Here is an 18,991-nt window from a genome sequence, read left to right on the forward strand (position 1 = left end):
CATACACCCAAGCCCCCGTGTGCGGATGTCCCATCCTTGCACGGGTGGGCACCCATCACGCCACTGACCCGACGCGCGCATGTCACCGTGGCCACATCTGTTCCCCGTATGTCACCCGGATCGGGGAGATTCCGTGGGCACAGGTGTGAGCCCGGCCCGGAGCGGAGATCCTGGTGCCCGCACGGACACAAGCCGACGGTGCCTCACGGGGGAAGTGCGAACAGTGGAACGTGCACAGGAACGGGACCCGGCGGACGGCCCCGCCCAAAGCGCCGGGACACCCGCGATCGCCCTGGAACTCCTGGTCCACGGCGTGGGCGGCGCGACGCCCCAGAAGATGCTCAACGATCCGAGCACGGTGCGGATCAGCGGTGACGACACGGCGGCCGTCTTCCGGCGTGCCGAGGACGTCGACGCCGAGAGCAGGCCCGGGGACTACCGGGGCAGGCCGGTGCCGGAGGCGTACGTCTGGTGCAACCTCACCTCCGGCAACAGCGCACGCGCCCTGTGGCTGCTGCTCCTGCCGTTCATGGTCGTCAACCTCGCCCACTGGATGCGCCCCGACGCCCGCGGCCGCGACCGGACGGTCCGGCTGTACGGGCTGCTGGTGCGGCTCGCCGGGCTGACCCTGACGGTGCTGCTGGTCGCGGCCGCCTGCGAGGTGGCGCTGGACCTGGCGGCCTGGCAGTGCGCGGGCACGCGCGCGTGCGCCGAGCGGCGCTCCTGGCTCGGCTTCCTGTCGCCCGACGTGTCGCACCAGGGCTGGTGGAGCGCGCCGGGCCGCCGCCTGGCCGTCGCGGCCGTGGTACCCGCCTCGCTGACCGGACTGCTGTGGTACCTCTCCCGCCGCACCTGGAGCGCCTACGAGTCGGTACGGCCGATGCCCCACCGGACCGAACCGGACGGGGACACCAGCCGCAGCGGCCTGGGCAGCCCCGGCTTCTGGTACGGCCGCCGGCTGGGCGCGCGGCTGCGGGCCGCCCACACCGCGGCGGGCCTGCTGACGGTCGCCGCGGCCGTCGCCTCGTCCGCGGCGCGCCACGACCGCCTGCCCGGCGGTTCCGCCGTCCTCGACACCCTCGGCCGGCTCCTCCTCGCGGGGATCCTCGCCACCGCCGCCGGCGTGCTGTGGGTGGTCTGCCGCCGCGGCCGCAGCGAGAACCGCCTCGACCAGGAACTCGACGAACACCTCGTACGACGTCTGCCGCTCGCCGCGCTCGCGCTGCTGCTGCTCGCCGCGCTCCACGCGGGATGGGAGCGGCCGGGATGGCGGTCGACGGGCCGGCTGCTCGGCGGCGGCATGACCTTCGGCGGGATCGCGCTGGTCCAGGGCGCCCTTGTCGTCGCCCTCGCCGTGGTCGCCCGCGTCCTGTACCGCACCCGCCCCGACTGGCGGGCCGCCCTGCACGGGCTGGCGGGCCCGGCCGTGACCACGCTCGCCTGCGCCCTGGGCGGTGTGATGTCCGGCGGGGTCGCCCAGCGGGTGTCGGACTGGCTGGACGGCACGGGCACCTCCCTCGTCGGCCCGCCGGTCCTGCTGACCTGGCAGGCATCCGTCATCCCCGTCCTGCTCGTCGTCCTGCTCGCGTTCTGCGGCTGGCTGGGCCGGCGGGTGTGGCTGCTGCGCCGCGTCGAGCTGGGCGAGGTGCGGCTGGACTACCCCTCGGAGTCCAGGGACGCCGCCCGCACCGGCCGTATCGCCGCCACGCGCGCCCTGGCCACGCTCACCGACCGCGCTCCCCAGCTGATCGCCGTCGTCGCCGGCGCGACCCTTGTGCTGGGCGCCGGCGCCATCGCCGGAGCCCGCACGACCGACGAGGCCCCCGCAGCGGCCGCACGGGACGCGTACGCCGTCGTGCACGGCACCGCGCAGACCGCGCAGGCCCTGGGCTCCTGGCTGATCGGGCTGGGCTTCATACTCCTGGTCACCTGGGGCCGGCGCGCCTACAAGGACGCCTCCGCCCGGCGCACCATCGGCATCCTGTGGGACGTCGGCACCTTCTGGCCGCGCGCCGCCCACCCCTTCGCCCCGCCCTGCTACGCCGAACGCGCGGTCCCCGACCTCACCTGGCGGATGGCGACCTGGACGCGCGCCACCGGCGGCCGGCTCGTCATCTCCGGCCACTCGCAGGGCAGCGTGCTCGCGGCCGCCGCGGCCTGGCAGCTCGAACCCGCCGACCGCAGGCGCGTCGCCCTGCTCACCTACGGCTGCCCGCTGGAGCGCCTCTACGGCCGCTGGTTCCCGGCCCACTTCGGCCCCGCCGCGCTGACCTCGCTCCACCACGACGTCGACTGCTGGCGCAACCTGCACCGGCTCACCGACCCCATCGGCGGCCCGGTCCGTCTGCCCGGCGACTGCGGCCCCGAGGTGGACCGCCCGCCGCTGAAGGACCCCCTCGCCTACGGCCGCACCGCGGCGCACCCCCTGCCCGCACCGATCCTGGGCCACTCCGACTACCAGGCCGACCCCGCCTTCGCCGAGGAACGCGAGCGACTGCTGGCCCGGCTGCGGCCCGAGGTGCCGATCCCGCGTCCCGCGGTGGCCGCTCAGGACGACTCGGGCAGATCCTCGGCGTAGAGCAGGGTCAGGTCGTCGGTGGTGGGCTCCTCGAACTGGGCGACCCGGCTCGCGTGCCGCTCCACCATCGCCTCGAAGGTCTGGCGGGCGGTGCGGCCGTTGCCGAACGCCGGGCCCTTCGGGATCGCCGTGAAGTACTTCAGCAGGGCCTCGGCCGTGCCCGGCGCCAGCCGGTACTCGTGTTCGTCGGCCTGCTGTCCGACGATCCGCAGCAGTTCGTCGGGGTCGTAGTCGCTGAAGGTGATGGTCCGTGAGAAACGGGACGCCACACCGGGGTTGACCGAAAGGAACCGCTCCATCTCGGCCGTGTAGCCCGCGACGATCACCACGACCGCGTCGCGGTGGTCCTCCATCAGCTTCACCAGCGTGTCGATGGCCTCCCGGCCGAAGTCGCGGCCCGAGTCCTCCGGCGAGAGGGCGTACGCCTCGTCGATGAACAGCACACCCCCGCGCGCCCGGTCGAAGGCCTCCTGGGTGCGGATCGCCGTCGAGCCGATGTGCTCGCCGACCAGGTCGACGCGGGAGACCTCGACCAGGTGGCCCTTCTCCAGCACGCCGAGCGAGGCGAGGATCTCGCCGTAGAGCCGGGCCACCGTGGTCTTGCCGGTGCCGGGGGAGCCCGTGAAGACGAGGTGCCGCTTGACCGAGGCCGCCTTCAGGCCCGCCTCCTGCCGGCGCCGGCCCACCTCGATCATGTCGGTCAGCGCCCGGACCTCCCGCTTGACGCTCTCCAGGCCCACCAGCGCATCGAGTTCACCGAGCACGGCCTTCGACGTCCGCGCCGGCGCCTCGGGCGGGGCGGTGAGCAGCGGCTCCTGCTCGGTGGTGCGCTGCCCGGGGATGGCGCCCAGCAGACCGGGCGAGCGGTCGGCCGTCTGCACCGCGGTCTCGAGGGCCGCGGGCGGGGCGAGCCCCGCGCTCTCGTCGCTGGTGCACTCCTCGACGACGGGGCCGGTCCCCGGCGCCGCGTCGCCGCCCTCCGCGAACTCGTAGCCACCGCGCGCGCACCGCTCCGTACGGCACTTCCTCAGCGTCGTACGGCTGCCGTCGATCACATGGAAGCCGTAACCGCCGCTGCCGGTCACCCGGCAGCCGAGGAAGGTGCCGCGGCCGCCCGCCGACACGTAGAACCCGGCCTCCGCGGGGGACTCGACCGTGCAGCGCTCGACGGTGGGGTCGGCGCCCTTGGTGACGATCACGCCGGTCTGGGTGCCGTCGACGGTGCAGTTGCTGAGGGTGCCGCCGCTGCCGTGGTCGCGGAACCACGCGCCCGTCGCGGCGTCCCGGATGCGGCAGTCGTCCAGCTGCGCGGTGGCGCCGTCACTCACCGACACGGCCGTGTTGCGCACCTGCGACAGGTCGCTGTCGACGACGTCCGCGCGCGAGCCCCGGTCGAGCACGAACAGGGCGTCGGGCACGTCGTGCACCCGGCAGGAGTCGAGCACGGCCGTGGCGCCGTCGCTGACCCACACCGCCGGGTAGTCGCCGGTGCTGTCGAAGATCTCGCACTGGTTGGCGTCCACGCGCGTGCCCGGATCCCACACCGACAGGCCGTTGCGCCCGAACTGACGCACCGTCGTGCGGGTCAGGGTGAGGACCGAGCGCGAGCGCAGGTCGACCGCGTTCTCCGGGATGTCGTGGATACGGCAGTCGGCCAGGGTGAGCACCGCGTCCGTGTCCAGGGTGACTCCGTCCGCCGAGGTGCGGTGCACATCGCAGTCCGTGAGGTGCGCGGTGGCCCGGCCGGTGACCTGGACGCCGCTGCCCCGGACCTCGTAGATCTCACAGCCCAGCGCTTCCACGGCGGTGTTCTCGCCGGTCACGGACAGGCCCGCGCCCGAGGCGTGGTGGATCCGGCAGCGCTCCAGCCGCGGGTGGGCGCCGCCGCGGACCGCGACGCCCGCCTGCCCGGCGGCCACGACCTCGCACTCCTCGAACACCCCGCCCCCGCCGTCGAGGACGGCCACCCCGATGCCGGCCGGGTTGTCGACGGTGCACCGCCGCACGGTGGGCCGCGCGCCCGCGCGCACCTCGATGCCGGCCGCGGACCGGGTGACGACCCGGATGTCCAGCAGCTCGGGCGTCCCCTCCTCGACCAGCAGGGCGGGCGCCGCCCCGTCCTGGCCCTCCACGTGCAGGTCCTGGACGACCGCCGAGGCGCGCACCGTCAGCGGCACCCCGTCCACGGGCGCGATGCGCACCGAACCGGGGGAGCCCTCGGGCCCGCGCAGCGTCACCGACCGCTCCACCACGAGGTTTTCCCGGTAGGTGCCGGGGGCGACGGTGAGGACATCACCGTCCGCGGCGGCCTCCAGGGCGGCGGCGAGCGATGTGTACTCACCCGTGCGGCGCCGCCACCGCGATGTGCCGGTGTGCGTCACCTGGACCGTGCCCTGTGCCATGGCGCTGCTGTGCCCCCCACCTCGTGATACGCGGGTCGATGCCGAAGGGATCGGCCGCTCCACCGTAGCGTGCGCGCGGGCGGTGGGTTGACCAGAGCCGTAAGGCCGTCAGCTGCCGGTGCCGGTCCTGCCCCAGTCCGGGCCCGCCTTGTCCCAGGCCTGGTCCCAACGGGCGTACCGGCGACGGGTCATGCGCCAGACGATCAGCCGGCGGCCGCCCTCGAGGGTGCCCGCGGCCAGCAGGGCGGCGCCGAACCCGGCGAGCACCGCATGGGTCGTCGCCGTCGCGGGGTCCAGCGGCCGGGTCACTATCCGGCCGTGCAGGTCCGTCCATATCTCGAAGTGGTCGCCGCGGTGCGGGGACTTGAGCTCCGCCATGGCCGGGCCGTGGTGACCGGAGCCGTCCGGCGCGGTCCAGTCGGCGACCACCCGGCTGCGCAGGTCGCGCGCCGAGGACGTCTCCGGATCGGTGTCCAGCGTGGCGCGGTCCAGCGTGCGCACCACCGTGGCCGTCACCGGATGGCGGGCCGCGCGCTGGTCCCGGACCGACTGCTGGAGGGCCCCCTGGGCGATGTCGCCGACGACGGAGCCGATCAAGGGCGCGGCGACGAGGATGAGCAGCAGCACCACCAAGGCCAGCCAGGCCTCGGCCAGATCGCTGGTGCGACGCAGCGGATTGTGCCGCCAGCGCCAGAGTCCGCTGATGGTCCGCACCGACCCGCACCCCCTTCCCGCTCCGTCTTGACCCCCGGGTGAGCGGTTCATGTGCCGGCATGGTCGAAGAGAGAGCGACATCACGCGCCCGCACGGCCTCTCATGAACTTCTCACGAAGCTCAACGCGCGGGCCCCCGGCCGGGGTTCCCGCACCGGGGAGCGGGTTTCCCGTCAGGCTTCCCGTCGGGCGAGGACGGTCACCGCGTCACCGACCCGGATCGTGCCGGTGGTCAGGGGCACCAGGTTCTGGCCGAAGGCCAGCTTGCCGTCGATGCGGCGGTGGCGGCCCAGCGTGGCCAGCGGCTCCTTGCCCCGTACGGCGGTGTCCTGGTCGGTGGTGGTCACCACGCACCGCCCGCAGGGCTTGGCGACGCGGAAGGTGACCTCGCCGACGGCGATGCGGGACCAGCCGTCCTCCGCCCACGCGGCGGTGCCCTCCACCACGACGTTCGGCCGGAACCGGTTCATCGGAAGCGGGCCCTCGGCCGCGCGCGGGCCCCGCGCGATCAGGGAGTTGAGGGCATCGAGGGAGGCTCGGGCGGTGAGCAGCAGCGGGTAGCCGTCCGCGAAGGCGACCGTCTCGCCCGGGCGGGCGTACGCGGGGTCGACGGGCCGGCGCGTGGCCGGATCGTCCATGTGCACCAGGCGGACCTCGGCGCCGAGATAGCCGCTGCACCAGGCGTGGGCCGCCGCGTCCTCGGCCGGCACCCCCTCGACCTTGTCGCCGAAGATGTCCACCGGTACGGTGCCGGCCGGCCGCGGTGCCGGCACGGTCAGCGGTGGCATGCCCGGCGCGGACAGACGAACACCGCCGCCGGGCGCCGGCTCGGCGGCGGCAAGCGCCAGGCGCGGCTGCTGGCGTTGGGTGACGACCTTTCCCCCGTCGTCGATCAGCGTCCAGCGCCTGTCTCCGGCCAGCCCCCAGGGCTCCACGACGGCCTCCCGGGGCGCGAGACCCCGGAAGGCCTTCACCGGGTGGATGTGTACCGACTGCAGCAGCGCATTCCCCATGAGGCCATCGTGCCAGGTGACAACGATGGCCGAGGGAGGACCTCGGACGGCTCAGTAGCCGCCGCGGTACTGCTGCTGGCCGTTGTACGGATCCTGGTACTGGGCCGGGGCGGGCCGGGGAGCCGCGGGGCGCATGGCCTCGTAGCCCATGCCGGACGCCATCGGCCGCTGCGGCTGCTGCTGGCCGGGGTATCCGCGCGGAGCGGTCGCCTGTGGCGGGATGTAGGCCGCGGGCGCCTGCTGCAGCGGTGCCGGCTGCTGCGCCTGCGGATGGCCGTAGGAGGGCTGGGACGAGGGACCCGCCGGAAGGGCGGGCAGGGCCGACGGCAGGGCCGGCAGATAGCTGCCCGGCGCATCGTACGCGGCGGGGACCCGGATCGGGGCGATCTGAGGGGTGCCCCGCTCGGCGACCAGCCGGTCGTAGATCGGGGTGTCCGGGAAGGCGGAGTAGTAGCCGCCGCCAAAGGTGGAGCGGGGGGAGGTCATGGCTCATAAGTTAAGCCCTCGATGTGCTAGTTGGGGAGACCGATAAGAGGGTTGTTTTCCGTGTCCGCAGTGATGCGGGATCCCCAATGCGAGCGAACTTGGCAAAAAGGGGCGTCGATCGATGTCTGAATCCTGTAAAGGCCAGTTCGCGGAGGGTTACCGGCGGGTCGGACGCAGGTGTTCCTGTGCCGCTCGTGGGAGTTCGCCGCCCCAGCGAATAGGTTGTGCGGGTAGACGACCCGGAGGGCTGCCGGGACACCGACTGGTGCGGTGAGACGCGATGGGGGCGGACATGTCAATGTCGAAAGGTTCGAATACGCCGGTGCCGACGACGGCGCTGCGGGTGGAATTGGGCTGGCGTTCCGGACCCGGTGTGCCGGACGCGGACGCCTCGGCACTTCTGCTCGTGAGCGGCAAGGTCCGCTCCGACGGCGACTTCGTCTTCTACAACCAGGCGGTGCACTCCTCCGGCGCGGTCCGGCACGAGGGCAAGCGGGACAGCGGCGGCCGGACCGTCGACACCCTGCTGGTCGACCTCGCGCGCGTGGAGCCCGCGATCGAGACCGTCGTCCTCGCCGCCTCCTCGGACGGCGGCAGCTTCGGCCAGGTCCCCGACCTCTACATCGAGGTGCGCGACGCCGCCCGGAACGACGTGGTGGCCCGCTTCGACAGCACGGGCGCCACGGTCGAGACCGCGTTCGTGCTCGGCGAGTTCTACCGCCGCCAGGGCGCCTGGAAGTTCCGTGCCGTCGGCCAGGGGTACAGCAGCGGACTCGAGGGTCTGGCCACGGACTTCGGCATCACGGTGGACGAACCGCAGCACGCCGCGCCCTCCACTCCGCCGCCGGCCGCACCGCCGGTGACCATGCCGCCACCCGCCGCGCCCCCGGTGACCATGCCCCCGCCGACCGCGCCGCCCGTGAACATGCCCCCGCCCATGACGCCCCCCGCCGCGGTGCAGCCGCCCCCGCCGCAGGCACCCCCCGGTCAGCCGGTCCGGCTCAGCAAGGTGACGCTCACCAAGGCTGCGCCCGCGGTCTCGCTGGCCAAGCAGGGCGGCACCTCGGGCGCCATGCGCGTGAACCTCAACTGGCAGGTGCGCAAGCAGTTCTCCGGCTGGGGCGGCAAGCGCGGCCGCGCGGTCGCCATGCACCGCGACCTCGACCTGGACCTGTGCGCCCTGTACGAACTCGGCGACGGCAGGAAGGGTGTCATCCAGGCCCTCGGCAACGCCTTCGGAGCCCTGCACCAGCCCCCGTACATCCACCTCGACGGCGACGACCGCACCGGTGCCGTCGAGAGCGGTGAGAACCTCACCATCAACCTCGACCACAAGCAGGACTTCCGGCGGATCCTGGTCTTCGTGACCATCTACGAAGGCGCCCGCTCCTTCGCGGACCTGCACGCGACGGTCACCCTCCAGCCGCAGTTCGGCGCCCCGATCGACTTCTCGCTCGACGAGTGCACCGTCCCCTCGACGGTGTGCGCCCTCGCCCTGATCACCAACACGGGCGGGGACCTGATGGTCCAGCGCGAGGCCCGCTACCTGGTGCCCGAACGCGGGGTCAGCCCCCAGCGGACCATCGACCACGCCTACGGGTGGGGCATGAACTGGACCCCCGGCCGGAAGTGACCCCCGCGGAGCGCGCCCGTCACCGGAGCGGGTGCTCGTCGGTGACCGCGTCCGGGCGCGCGTAGGTGCGGCCCTTCCAGGCCGCGCCGCGTCCCCGGTAGTGCTGCACGGCGGAGTCGACCGTCATCAGCAGGTAGAGGAACGCGGTGAACGGCAGCAGGGGAGCGAGCCACAACGGCTGGCGGTAGTGACGGAGCATCGGGACGTACGTCCCCGTCATCACCAGCCACGCGAGGCCGCCGAGCACCCAGGCCGCCGTGTCCCCGGTGACACCACCCGCGACCAGGGCCGCGGGCGGCACCAGGTACACCAGGGCCAGCCCGGCCACCGTTCCGAGCAGCACCGGCGGGCTGTGCCGCAGCTGCGCGTACGCGCTGCGGGACACCATCCGCCACAGGTCGTGCAGCAGCGGATAGGGGCGCACGCTGTCCACCCGCTCGGCCAGGCCCAGCCACACGCGCCCGCCACCGCCCTTGACCGCGCGCGCCAGCGCCACGTCGTCGATGACGGCGTGGCGGATGGCGTCCGGGATACGCGCCCGCTCGGCGGCCTCCGCGCGCAGCAGCACGCAGCCGCCCGCCGCGGCCGCCGTCCGCGTGCCCTTCGCGCCGATCCGGCGGAACGGATACAGCTGCGCGAAGAAATAGACGAAGGCCGGCACCACGAGCCGCTCCCACAGACTCTCCACCCGCAGCCTGGCCATCTGCGAGACCACGTCGAAGCCGCCGCCGTGCGCGGCGGCGACCAACTCGCGCAGGCTGTCCGGCGCGTGCGCGATGTCCGCGTCCGTCAGCAGCAGATACTCGGGCGCACGCGCCCGTGCGAGAGCGATGCCGTGCCGTACGGCCCACAGCTTGCCCGTCCAGCCGGCGGGCGGCTCGCCCGGCGAGCCGACCGTCAGGGGCAGACCGCCGTGCGTGTCGGCCAGCGCGCGGGCGAGCGCCCCGGTGCCGTCCGAGCTCCCGTCGTCGACGAGGAAGATCTCCGCCCGTCCCGGATACTCCTGGGCGAGCAGGGACGGCAGGGTCGCGGGCAGCACGTCGGCCTCGTCGCGCGCGGGCACGACCACGCAGACCGACGGCCATACGGCCGGCTCCCGCCGGGGCGGCAGCCGGACGTCCGTCCGCCAGAAGAAGCCCTGACAGAGCAACAGCCACAGCCAGGCGGCGAGGGATACGGCGGCAATCCACGACATGGCGCTCACCCGCGCAGTGTGCCCCACTCCACCGGCCCGACGAGAGCCATCGTCTATCGTGGCCGGGTGAAGATCGCGCTCATGGACTCCGGAATCGGACTGCTCGCGGCCACCGCCGCGGTGCGGCGGCTGCGGCCCGACGCAGATCTGGTGCTCTCCCTGGACCCCGACGGCATGCCCTGGGGCCCCAGGACCCCCGAGGACCTCACCGGGCGCGCCCTCGTGGTGGCCGAGGCGGCCGCGGCACACGGGCCCGACGCCTTGATCGTCGGCTGCAACACGGCGAGTGTGCACGCCCTGCCCGCCCTGCGCGCCCGCCTCGAACCCGGTGTGCCGGTCATCGGCACGGTCCCGGCGATCAAGCCCGCCGCGGCGGGCGGCGGCCCCCTCGCGATCTGGGCCACTCCCGCCACCACCGGCAGCCCCTACCAGCGCAACCTGATCGCGGAGTTCGCGGACGGCGTCCCGGTGACGGAGGTGCCCTGCCACGGTCTCGCCGAGGCGGTGGAGCACGCGGACGAGGCGGCCGTCGGCGCCGCCGTCGCCGCGGCCGCCGCGCTGACCCCGCCCGACGTGACGACCGTCGTCCTGGGCTGCACCCATTACGAGCTGGTCGCCGACCGCATCCGGGCCGCCGTCCAGCAGCGCGGGATGCCGCCGCTCGTGCTGCACGGCTCCGCGGGCGCCGTGGCCGCCCAGGCGCTGCGCCGCATCGGGGCGCAGCCGGCTCCGGAGGCACCGGCCACCGGAAGGCTCACGGTCCTGCTGAGCGGACGCGAGGGCGCTCTCGTGCCGCCCGCCCTGGCCTACGCGGAAGGCCGCCTCCTTCAGGCCGTCAGCCCCGCGGGCTGACCGAGAGGCCGCGAAACGGACGGATCGGTTCAGGGTCGTCCGGTCGGCGGAGTCACACGGTGCGACTCGGTGCCCGCACAGCGGAACATGAGTAACCTCGTATGCATGAGGGACCACCCCCACGGCGAGAACGCCACGCATCCCGAGGTCTGGACCGGACGCGCCACCAACAAGGTCCAGTGGGTGCTGGCGCTCGGCGGCGCGGCCTTCATGGCGCTCGGCGTCGAGCTGGCGGTCGACTCCGCCTGGACGTCCGGCATCGCCCCGCTCGCCATGTCCGTGGTCGGCTGCATCGCCGCCGGACTGCTGGTCCTCTTCGGCACGCTCGCGTTCGTGCACGTCGACATGAAGCTCGACAAGGAGTGCGTCGAGGTGCGCTGCGGCCACATCGGCGTGCCGCGCCGCCGCATCCCCCTCTCGCACGTCGCGGGAGCCGAGTTCGCCGAGCACGTCACTCCCCGCCAGTGGGGCGGCTGGGGCTACCGCTGGCGCCCCGAGAAGGGCACCGCGGTCGTCGTGCGGCGCGGTGAGGGCGTCGTCCTGCGCCTGTGGGACGGCCATACGTTCACGATCACCGTGGACAACGCGGAGACCGCCGTGCGCGTCATCCGGGACCGGCTGCGCCCGGGTCCGTCGCTCTGATCACCGGCTCACGGCGTCAGCCGGTCACCCCGCGGGCGTACGTCCGCCTCCGGCCGCGGTGACTCTCCGGGAAGCGGCCGGGCCGTCGCCAGGCCGGCCAGGAGCCCGGCCCCCACCGACACGGCGGTGAAGCTCAGCGCGTTGCCGACCGTGGCGATCGCCGCCAGCGCCGTCAGGGCCGCTCCCGCGGTGAGCACGACCGGTGTGGGCCGCGGTGAGCGCCACAGCGCGTGCAGCACCCAGCAGAAGGACGCCGCGAGCAGGACCACGCCGACGACACCCTGTTCGGCCGCCTGCTGCAGCAGCGCCGAGTGCGGTTTGCCGTCCGACAGCAGGGTCCGGTTCGCCGTCGAGCTCAGTTCCCCGAAGCGCTCCGGGCCGACCCCGAGGGCGGCGTTGCGGTGCGCCAGGTGCAGGGCGTCCCGCCACAGCCCGATCCGGTGCGGGGTGAGCTGGCCCTCCAGCGACGCCGTCAGCCCGTCGGGCAGGGCGTTCCCGGCGACGGCCCAGGTCATGCCGGTCACCAGGACCGCGGCCAGGGCGAGGCCGGCGATGCCCAGGCCGCGGTGGGTCATCCGGCCGGCGGCCAGGGAGCACAGCAGGACCGCCGTGCAGGTCACGAACCCGCTGGTCGAGCTCAGGAAGGCCGCGGCCACCGTGATGCCGGCCGCCAGCGCGACCAGGACGTGGCGCAGGGTGGGCGACCCTGCGGACCAGGCCGCACAGCACGCCGCGCCCACGCACAGGGTCAGCAGCGCGGCCGTGGCACCCGAGTGCCCGAGCGGTGCGACGATCTGGGGCCCCGGCGCCAGGTGCGGAACGGCCACGGCCAGGCCGAGCCCGGCCAGAGCCCCGGCGCACGGCGTCGCCACCGGCAGCAGCGCCCCGCAGATCCGGCCGGCCGCGTAGCCGGCGGCCACCGCGAGCACGGCGAGCAGCACGCCCTCCGGACGGCCCTCCCGCACGGTCGCCGTGATCAGCGACCAGGCGGCACACGCCCCGAGCACCACCACGCCCGCCGCGTCAGAAACGTTTCGTCTTTCGCTGATCTCCCCAGGACCTGCGTCAGACGTCATCCCCGTGGAACCCACCCCGCCCCCAGACCCCGACCGAAAGGCCCCCCGACCTCGTACGACCCAGGCCGCCGAGGCCGTGACCGGCCGGGCGACTCGCTGGGCACACCGTAACGGCTGATGGCCGGTTTGTGGATGAGTTGGGCCGAGTTACGCAGGAGCGGTGCGACGCCCGGGGCGCCCGGGACGGCAGTGCCCGCCGTCCGGGCCGAGCTGTCGGTGCCAAGGTCACCCGCCGTACACTCCCCGGGTGACCGTCACCGCAACCTCCGTGGACGAGTCGGACCAGTTGCAGCCGCAGCCCGCGCCCGCATCGCGCGCGGCGCGTCTGGTACGCCTCGTTCCGGCCCTCGCCGCCGCACTCTGCGGAGTGCTGCTCTACGTCAGTTTCCCGCCACGCACCGTGTGGTGGCTGGCCCTGCCGGCCTTCGCCGGCTTCGGCTGGGTGCTGCGCGGCCGGAGCTGGAAGGCGGGCCTGGGCCTCGGCTACCTCTTCGGTCTCGGTTTCCTGCTGCCGCTGCTGGTGTGGACCGGCGTCGAGGTGGGCCCCGGGCCCTGGCTCGCGCTGGTGGCGATCGAGGCGCTCTTCATCGCGCTGGTCGGCGCGGGCGTCGCGGCGGTCTCGAAGCTTCCGGCGTGGCCGCTGTGGGCCGCCGCGGTGTGGATCGCGGGCGAGGCGGCACGCGCGCGCGTGCCGTTCAACGGCTTCCCCTGGGGCAAGGTCGCCTTCGGCCAGGCCGACGGCGTCTTCCTGCCGCTGGCCGCCGTGGGCGGCACCCCGGTGCTCGGCTTCGCGGTCGCGCTGTGCGGCTTCGGCCTCCACGAGGTCGTACGCCTCGTCCTCGAAGGACGGCGCACCCGGGCCGTGCGGCGGTCGGCCGCGGCCGTTGCGCTGCTCAGTGTGGCCGTGCCGGTGGCCGGTGCGGTGGCCGCGCGGCCCCTGGTGAGCGACAAGGCCGAGAACGGCCATGCCACCGTCGCGGTGATCCAGGGCAACGTGCCCCGCTCCGGGCTGGAGTTCAACGCCCAGCGGCGGGCCGTGCTCGACTACCACGCGCGCGAGACGCTGCGGCTGGCCGCCGAGGTCAAGGCCGGCACGACGCCGAGGCCCGACTTCGTGCTGTGGCCGGAGAACTCCTCCGACGTCGACCCCTTCGCCAACGCCGACGCGTACGCCGTCATCGACGGCGCGGCCAAGGCGATCGGCGTGCCGATCTCGGTCGGCGGGGTCGTCGAGCGGCACGGCAAGCTCTACAACGAGCAGATCCTGTGGGACCCGAAGAAGGGCCCCGTCGACACCTACGACAAGCGGCAGATCCAGCCCTTCGGCGAGTACCTGCCGCTGCGCTCGCTGATCGGCGCCATCAACAGCAACTGGACCTCGATGGTCCGCCAGGACTTCAGCCGGGGCACCGAGCCGGGCGTGTTCACGATGGACCACGCCAAGGTCGGGCTCGTCACCTGCTACGAGGCCGCCTTCGACTGGGCGGTGCGCTCCGAGGTCACCGACGGCGCGCAGATGATCTCCGTGCCGAGCAACAACGCGACCTTCGACCGCAGCGAGATGACCTACCAGCAGCTCGCCATGTCCCGGGTGCGCGCCGTCGAGCACAGCCGGACCGTCACGGTGCCGGTGACCAGCGGCGTCAGCGCGATCATCATGCCGGACGGGAAGATCACGCAGAAGACCGGCATGTTCGTGCCCGGCCACCTGGTGCAGAAGGTGCCGCTGCGGTCGTCCGAGACGCCCGCCACGCGGCTGGGCACGCTGCCGGAGACGGCCCTGGTGCTCATCGCCGCGGGCGGCCTGGGCTGGGCGATCGGCGCCGGAGTGCGCGGGCGGCGCGCCCAGGACGTGTAGCCGTACGCCGTGGGTACGCCCGCGGGCGCGCGCCGGGTCCGGGGCACCGGCCGATTAGGGTCGGTGGCATGCCGACTCCTGACTTCATTCGCGACATCCGGGCCACCGCCGGCCACCAGCTGCTGTGGCTTCCCGGCGTCAGCGCCGTCGTCTTCGACGACCGGGGCAGAGTGCTGCTGGGGCAGCGCGCGGACAATCTCCAGTGGGCGCTGATCTCCGGCATCCCCGACCCGGGAGAGCAGCCCGCGGCGGCGATCGTGCGGGAGGTGCAGGAGGAGACGGGCGTCGAGTGCGTCGTCGAGCGCATGGTCGCGGTCCGGTCCGGGAGGCAGGTCACCTACCCCAACGGCGACGTCTGCCAGTTCATGGACATCTGCTTCCGGGCCCGGGCCGTGGGCGGCGAGGCGCGCGTGAACGACGACGAGTCCCTGGAGGTCGGCTGGTTCGCGCCGGAGGCGCTGCCCGCCATGACCGAGTACCACCACTTCCGGATCAAGCAGGCGCTGTCCGACGACCCCGCGTGGTTCGAGCCCACGACGTCCGACTGACGGACGGGCTTCACGCACGGGCAGGGAGGCGAGGGCGCCGCCGGGCCCTGTGGACGAGAGTTGTCCACAGGGCTGACGGGGCGGCCGTGCGATGAGGAATCCTGTGAGCATGTCTGGTGATCACGTGCAGTCCGCCGAGCGTGCCGGCACCGAAGCGGCCGGTGCGGCGCTCACCGGCGCCGAGGCGCCGTTCCTGGAGCTGCTGTCCAGGGGCGCGTCCGCCGACGCCTACGAGCAGCCCGTGCTGCTGGCCCGCGCCGAGGGCCGGCCGGCCGAGGCGATCGCCGCACTCGAGCACGCCAAGCTGCTCGCCCTGCGGGTGCGGGCGGAGCTGGAGGGACGCCGCCGCCGGGAGGCCGAGCTCTCCGCGCTCTTCGAGACGGCCCACGACCTCGCGGGCCTGCGCGACCTGGACTCGGTGCTGCAGGCCATCGTGCAGCGCGCCCGGTCCCTGCTGGGCACGGACGTCGCCTACCTCAGCCTGAACGATCCGGACCGCGGCGACACCTACATGCGGGTCACCGAGGGATCGGTCGCCGCCCGCTTCCAGCAGCTGCGGCTGGGCATGGGGGAGGGCCTGGGCGGTCTCGTCGCCCAGACCGCCCGCCCGTACGTCACGGACGACTACTTCGAGGACGGCCGCTTCCAGCACACGAACACCATCGACACGGGCGTGCGGGACGAGGGACTGGTCGCCATCCTCGGCGTTCCCCTGATGCTGGGCCACCACGTCATCGGGGTCCTCTTCGCGGCCGACCGGCGCGCCCGGGTCTTCGAGCGGGAGCAGATCGCGCTGCTCGGCTCGTTCGCGGCGCTGGCCGCGGCCGCCATCGACTCGGCGAACATGCTCGCCGAGACCCGCTCGGCCCTCGCCGGCCTGGAGCGGGCCAACGAGATCATCCGCGACCGCAGCGGTGTCATCGAGCGCGCCTCCGACGTGCACGACCGGCTCACGGAGCTCGTGCTGCGCGGCGGCGGGGTCCACGACGTGGCCGCCGCCGTCTCCCAGGTCCTCGACGGCACGGTCGAGTTCACCGAAGCCGCCGACGCACCCCCGGTCCCCCTGGAGACGTCCCGCGCCGAAGGCCACGCGGTGCGCCACGAGGACGACTGGATCGCCGCCGTGACGGCCGGCGGCGAGCTGCTGGGCGCGCTCGTGCTGCGCGGCCACCCCGGGCTCGACCCCGTCGACCAGCTCACCCTGGAGCGGGCCGCGATGGTCACCTCGCTGCTGCTGCTGGCGAGACGCTCCGCCGCGGAGGCCGAACAGCGGGTCCGCGGCGAGCTGCTGGACGACCTCCTCGACGCCCGTGACCGCGACCCGCGCCTGTTGCGCGAGCGTGCCTCGCGGCTGCACGCGGACCTCGACGCCACGCATGTCGTGCTCGCCGCGCGACTCGACGCGGTGGCCCAGGACGCCGACCAGGAGGCGGAGGCCCGCCGTCGGCTGTGGTCCGCCGCCTCGCACCTCGCCGCCACCCGGCACGGCCTGGCCGCCGCCCGTGACGGCGGCACCGTCCTGGTGCTGCCGCTGACCGCGGGCGACAGCGCCACCGAGCTGGCCGGGCGTACCGCCCGCCAGCTGGGCACGGCGGTCCACGAAGCGGTCACCGTCGGTGCCTCCGGCCCCCTCCGGGACCTCGCCGCCCAGGCCGACGCCGTGGCCGCCGCCTACGCGGAGGGCCGGCGGTGCCTGGAGGCCCTGCGCCTGCTGGGGCGCTCCGGCGACGGGGCCGCGGCCGAGGACTTCGGCTTCCTCGGCCTGCTGCTGGCGGGCGACCGGGACATCGCCGGCTTCGTGGACCGCACGATCGGCGAGGTCGTCGCCTACGACGCACGACGCGGCACCGACCTCGTCCGTACCCTCGACGCCTACTTCACCTGCGGCATGAGCCCGGCCCGCACCAAGGACGCCCTGCACGTCCACGTCAACACCGTGGCGCAGCGCCTGGAGCGCGTGGGCCGTCTGCTGGGCGACGACTGGCAGAGCCCGGCCCGGACGCTGGAGATCCAGCTCGCCCTGCGGCTGCACCGGCTGTCGGCACAGCACTCACCCCCGTAGGCACGGCGGGCGGGGGCCGGCCGCGGCAGGTCGGGCGGCGCGGCCGGGTATGCCACGTCCTCGCGCGGGGCGGGGACGGTGCGTGTCGTCACACGGCAGGAAGCCCTGGGACAGGCGCACATGTGGTGGGACCGCACGCTCGTGAAGTGTGCGGGCGACGTCTACGACCGCCCTGCGGCACGTGATCCGTGAGACGCCGGCCGGCCGCGAGTGAGGAGGCCGGCGTCGACGACGGCCCGGCCGAAGAGGCCCGCGAGTTCGGCGAGACGCTCACAGCAGGCGTCTCCCAGGGCGGCGTAGGCGGGAAGGGCCAGGCGGTCGGTGCGGTCCTCGATGTGCCGGCGCAGGATGACGCCCTCGGGGCTGAGGGAGTCGCCGTCGAGGAGACCTCGCTCGCGCAGACGTTCCTGGGTGGCGGCCCAGTCCTCCTCGGGCCATGCACGGCTGGCCTTGAGGAAGTCGACGGGAACCTCACCGGTGGCGGCGTGCAGCACCAGGGCCTCCAATCCCCCGACGCCCTCGGTCAGCAGACATGCGACATGGCCGTCTCCGCGGAACTCCCGGAGCAGCGTCTGGGCGTGCCACAGCTGCTGTACCGGCTCCTGCGGCCAGGGCAGTGCGGCATGCGCGGCGAACAGCGGGCGCCCTTGGGCGTGCTCGCAGGCCGCCTCGGCGGCCTGGCGGGTCAGCGCCAGGACCTCGGCCAGGTCGGGCAGTGCGTGGATTCCCGCCCGCCGCAGGGCTTCCCCCGCCGCGGCGTACCGCGCGTCCAGCACCTGCCGCGGCGTCGTCGCGTCCCAGGCCCCGTCGACCGCCTGCCGTACGACATCGGGGTTGAAGTTGTAGAACGTCGAGATGATCAGTTCGGCGGACGTCCGGCCGAACGCGGCACTTCGCGAGGTGAAGTAGCCGGCGCGCCCGCTCAGGCCGAGGTCGGCATAGCGGCGCTTCGCCTCGGGGACGAAGTAGATCATGCCGTGCAGGGGTTCGAGACCACGCCAGGCCGCGCGCGCTGTCTTCAAGGGAGCCTCTTCTCAGGGGATTCGACGAAGGAGGGACACGCCGGCGGTTCAGTGCTCGCCGTGCGCACGCAGATGTGCGAGCAGAAGGCGGCCGAGGATCTCCGGCGCCTCCTCGGGGACCCAGTGGCCGACGCCATGGAGCGTCTCGAACCGGTACGGCCCGTCGACCCACCGCCTGGTTTCCCGCGCGGCTGCCGCGCCGAACGCGCTGTCGCCCGTGCTCCATACGTACAACGTGGGCACGTGGACGACGCCGATCGCGCCGTCGGGGCGACCCGCCCGGTACCAGTTCAGTGCCGCGGTGAGAGCGCCAGGCTCGGACAGGTGCCGCACGTAGGTGTCCGCGCTGTCGTCCGGGACCGCTCCGGTGAAGAAGCCGCGAAGGTCCCGGGCGTCGTGGGCGAGCATGCGCTCCTCGGTCGCGGGCGCCTCCCGCCAGTCGATCATGTACCGGGAGCGTGAGCGCTGGTCCTCGTCGGTGCGCAGGGTGGTGGCCAGAGCGCCGGGGTGCGGGGTCGAGACGACCGTCAGGGTGCGCACGCGGCCGGGGTGGGCGTGAGCGGTCCACCAGGCGACCGCGCCGCCCCAGTCGTGGCCGACCAGGTCGAACGCCGCCCACCCGAGCTGCTCGCCGATCGCGACCACGTCCTCGACGAGAAGGCCCATGCGATAGTCCTCCGGCCGCCCGGGGCGGGCGCCGGGGGAGTACCCGCGCTGGTCGGGTGCGACCACCCGGTGGCCCTGGGCGGCCAACGCCTCGATCTGCCGCCGCCACACCAGCCCGGTCTGCGGGAAGCCGTGCAGCAACAGCACGGGACGGCCGTCGGGCGGACCCGCCGCCCTCGCGTCGAACACGCCCGCGTCCGTGCGGATGCTCAGCAGCGTCACGATCCACCTCTTCGTACCGACTG

15 protein-coding genes are annotated in these 18,991 nt (G+C 74.0%); 7 read left to right on the top strand and 8 right to left on the bottom strand.

Features of this window, described 5'->3' with window-relative positions; all coding sequences use genetic code 11:
* Positions 1–223 precede the first annotated feature (223 nt).
* A complete protein-coding gene (locus tag ACIRPX_RS00435) occupies positions 224–2,578 on the top strand; it encodes a hypothetical protein (RefSeq protein ID WP_404187031.1) in 2,355 nt (784 codons plus the stop codon).
* On the opposite strand, the gene ACIRPX_RS00440 is transcribed toward ACIRPX_RS00435, so the two are convergent.
* From ACIRPX_RS00440 to ACIRPX_RS00455, 4 genes are all read right to left on the bottom strand, one after another.
* The gene (locus ACIRPX_RS00440; RefSeq protein ID WP_404187032.1) at positions 2,548–4,980 is read right to left on the bottom strand and encodes a right-handed parallel beta-helix repeat-containing protein; all 2,433 of its coding nucleotides are present in this window, start codon (positions 4,978–4,980) and stop codon (positions 2,548–2,550) included. The two genes, ACIRPX_RS00435 and ACIRPX_RS00440, sit on opposite strands and share 31 nt — an antisense overlap.
* 108 nt (positions 4,981–5,088) lie before the next feature.
* Positions 5,089–5,694, bottom strand: a complete 606-nt coding sequence (locus ACIRPX_RS00445) for a hypothetical protein (protein ID WP_404187033.1) — start codon at positions 5,692–5,694, stop codon at positions 5,089–5,091.
* A 172-nt stretch (positions 5,695–5,866) separates the two neighbouring features.
* Positions 5,867–6,706 carry an MOSC domain-containing protein gene (locus ACIRPX_RS00450; RefSeq protein WP_404187034.1) on the bottom strand — a complete coding sequence of 280 codons (840 nt, stop codon included), beginning with the start codon at positions 6,704–6,706 and terminating at the stop codon, positions 5,867–5,869.
* Positions 6,707–6,757: 51 nt separating this feature from the next.
* Positions 6,758–7,192, bottom strand: a complete 435-nt coding sequence (locus ACIRPX_RS00455; RefSeq protein ID WP_404187035.1) for a DUF6643 family protein — start codon at positions 7,190–7,192, stop codon at positions 6,758–6,760.
* Between the two features lie 298 nt (positions 7,193–7,490).
* Here ACIRPX_RS00455 and ACIRPX_RS00460 point away from each other — a divergent pair, with 298 nt between their 5' ends.
* Complete coding sequence (locus ACIRPX_RS00460) at positions 7,491–8,825, top strand: TerD family protein (RefSeq protein ID WP_404187485.1); 1,335 nt, start codon at positions 7,491–7,493, stop codon at positions 8,823–8,825.
* A gap of 19 nt (positions 8,826–8,844) precedes the next feature.
* Here ACIRPX_RS00460 and ACIRPX_RS00465 read toward each other — a convergent pair whose 3' ends face one another.
* Positions 8,845–10,020, bottom strand: a complete 1,176-nt coding sequence (locus ACIRPX_RS00465) for a glycosyltransferase (protein WP_404187486.1) — start codon at positions 10,018–10,020, stop codon at positions 8,845–8,847.
* Between the two features lie 66 nt (positions 10,021–10,086).
* Between ACIRPX_RS00465 and ACIRPX_RS00470 the strand changes: the two genes are divergently transcribed.
* Together ACIRPX_RS00470 and ACIRPX_RS00475 are read left to right on the top strand one after the other, a co-directional pair.
* Positions 10,087–10,872, top strand: a complete 786-nt coding sequence (locus tag ACIRPX_RS00470) for a glutamate racemase (RefSeq protein ID WP_404187036.1) — start codon at positions 10,087–10,089, stop codon at positions 10,870–10,872.
* 105 nt (positions 10,873–10,977) lie between these two features.
* Positions 10,978–11,514 (top strand): hypothetical protein, encoded by a 537-nt coding sequence (locus tag ACIRPX_RS00475; RefSeq protein ID WP_404187037.1) that lies wholly within the window; start codon positions 10,978–10,980, stop codon positions 11,512–11,514.
* Between the two features lie 8 nt (positions 11,515–11,522).
* Here the strand turns inward: ACIRPX_RS00475 and ACIRPX_RS00480 are convergent, their stop codons facing one another.
* Entirely contained in the window at positions 11,523–12,590 is a 1,068-nt protein-coding gene (locus tag ACIRPX_RS00480) for an O-antigen ligase family protein (protein ID WP_404187038.1), read from the bottom strand.
* Between the two features lie 247 nt (positions 12,591–12,837).
* Between ACIRPX_RS00480 and lnt the strand changes: the two genes are divergently transcribed.
* The 3 genes from lnt (at position 12,838) to ACIRPX_RS00495 (ending at position 17,058) form a co-directional block, all read left to right on the top strand.
* Positions 12,838–14,448: an apolipoprotein N-acyltransferase gene (gene lnt / locus ACIRPX_RS00485; protein ID WP_404187039.1), complete on the top strand. Its 1,611-nt coding sequence runs from the start codon at positions 12,838–12,840 to the stop codon at positions 14,446–14,448.
* Between the two features lie 68 nt (positions 14,449–14,516).
* Positions 14,517–14,996: an NUDIX hydrolase gene (locus tag ACIRPX_RS00490; protein ID WP_404187040.1), complete on the top strand. Its 480-nt coding sequence runs from the start codon at positions 14,517–14,519 to the stop codon at positions 14,994–14,996.
* Positions 14,997–15,105: 109 nt separating this feature from the next.
* On the top strand, positions 15,106–17,058 hold the full coding sequence (locus ACIRPX_RS00495; protein ID WP_404187041.1) for a helix-turn-helix domain-containing protein: 1,953 nt from the start codon (positions 15,106–15,108) through the stop codon (positions 17,056–17,058).
* A gap of 161 nt (positions 17,059–17,219) precedes the next feature.
* Here the strand turns inward: ACIRPX_RS00495 and ACIRPX_RS00500 are convergent, their stop codons facing one another.
* Positions 17,220–18,080 (bottom strand): hypothetical protein, encoded by an 861-nt coding sequence (locus ACIRPX_RS00500; RefSeq protein WP_404187042.1) that lies wholly within the window; start codon positions 18,078–18,080, stop codon positions 17,220–17,222.
* A gap of 48 nt (positions 18,081–18,128) precedes the next feature.
* Positions 18,129–18,968 carry an alpha/beta fold hydrolase gene (locus ACIRPX_RS00505; RefSeq protein WP_404187043.1) on the bottom strand — a complete coding sequence of 280 codons (840 nt, stop codon included), beginning with the start codon at positions 18,966–18,968 and terminating at the stop codon, positions 18,129–18,131.
* Positions 18,969–18,991: the final 23 nt, after the last annotated feature.

Origin of the sequence: Streptomyces sp. NPDC101225 (assembly GCF_044767585.1) — a bacterium.
Taxonomy (GTDB): domain Bacteria; phylum Actinomycetota; class Actinomycetes; order Streptomycetales; family Streptomycetaceae; genus Streptomyces.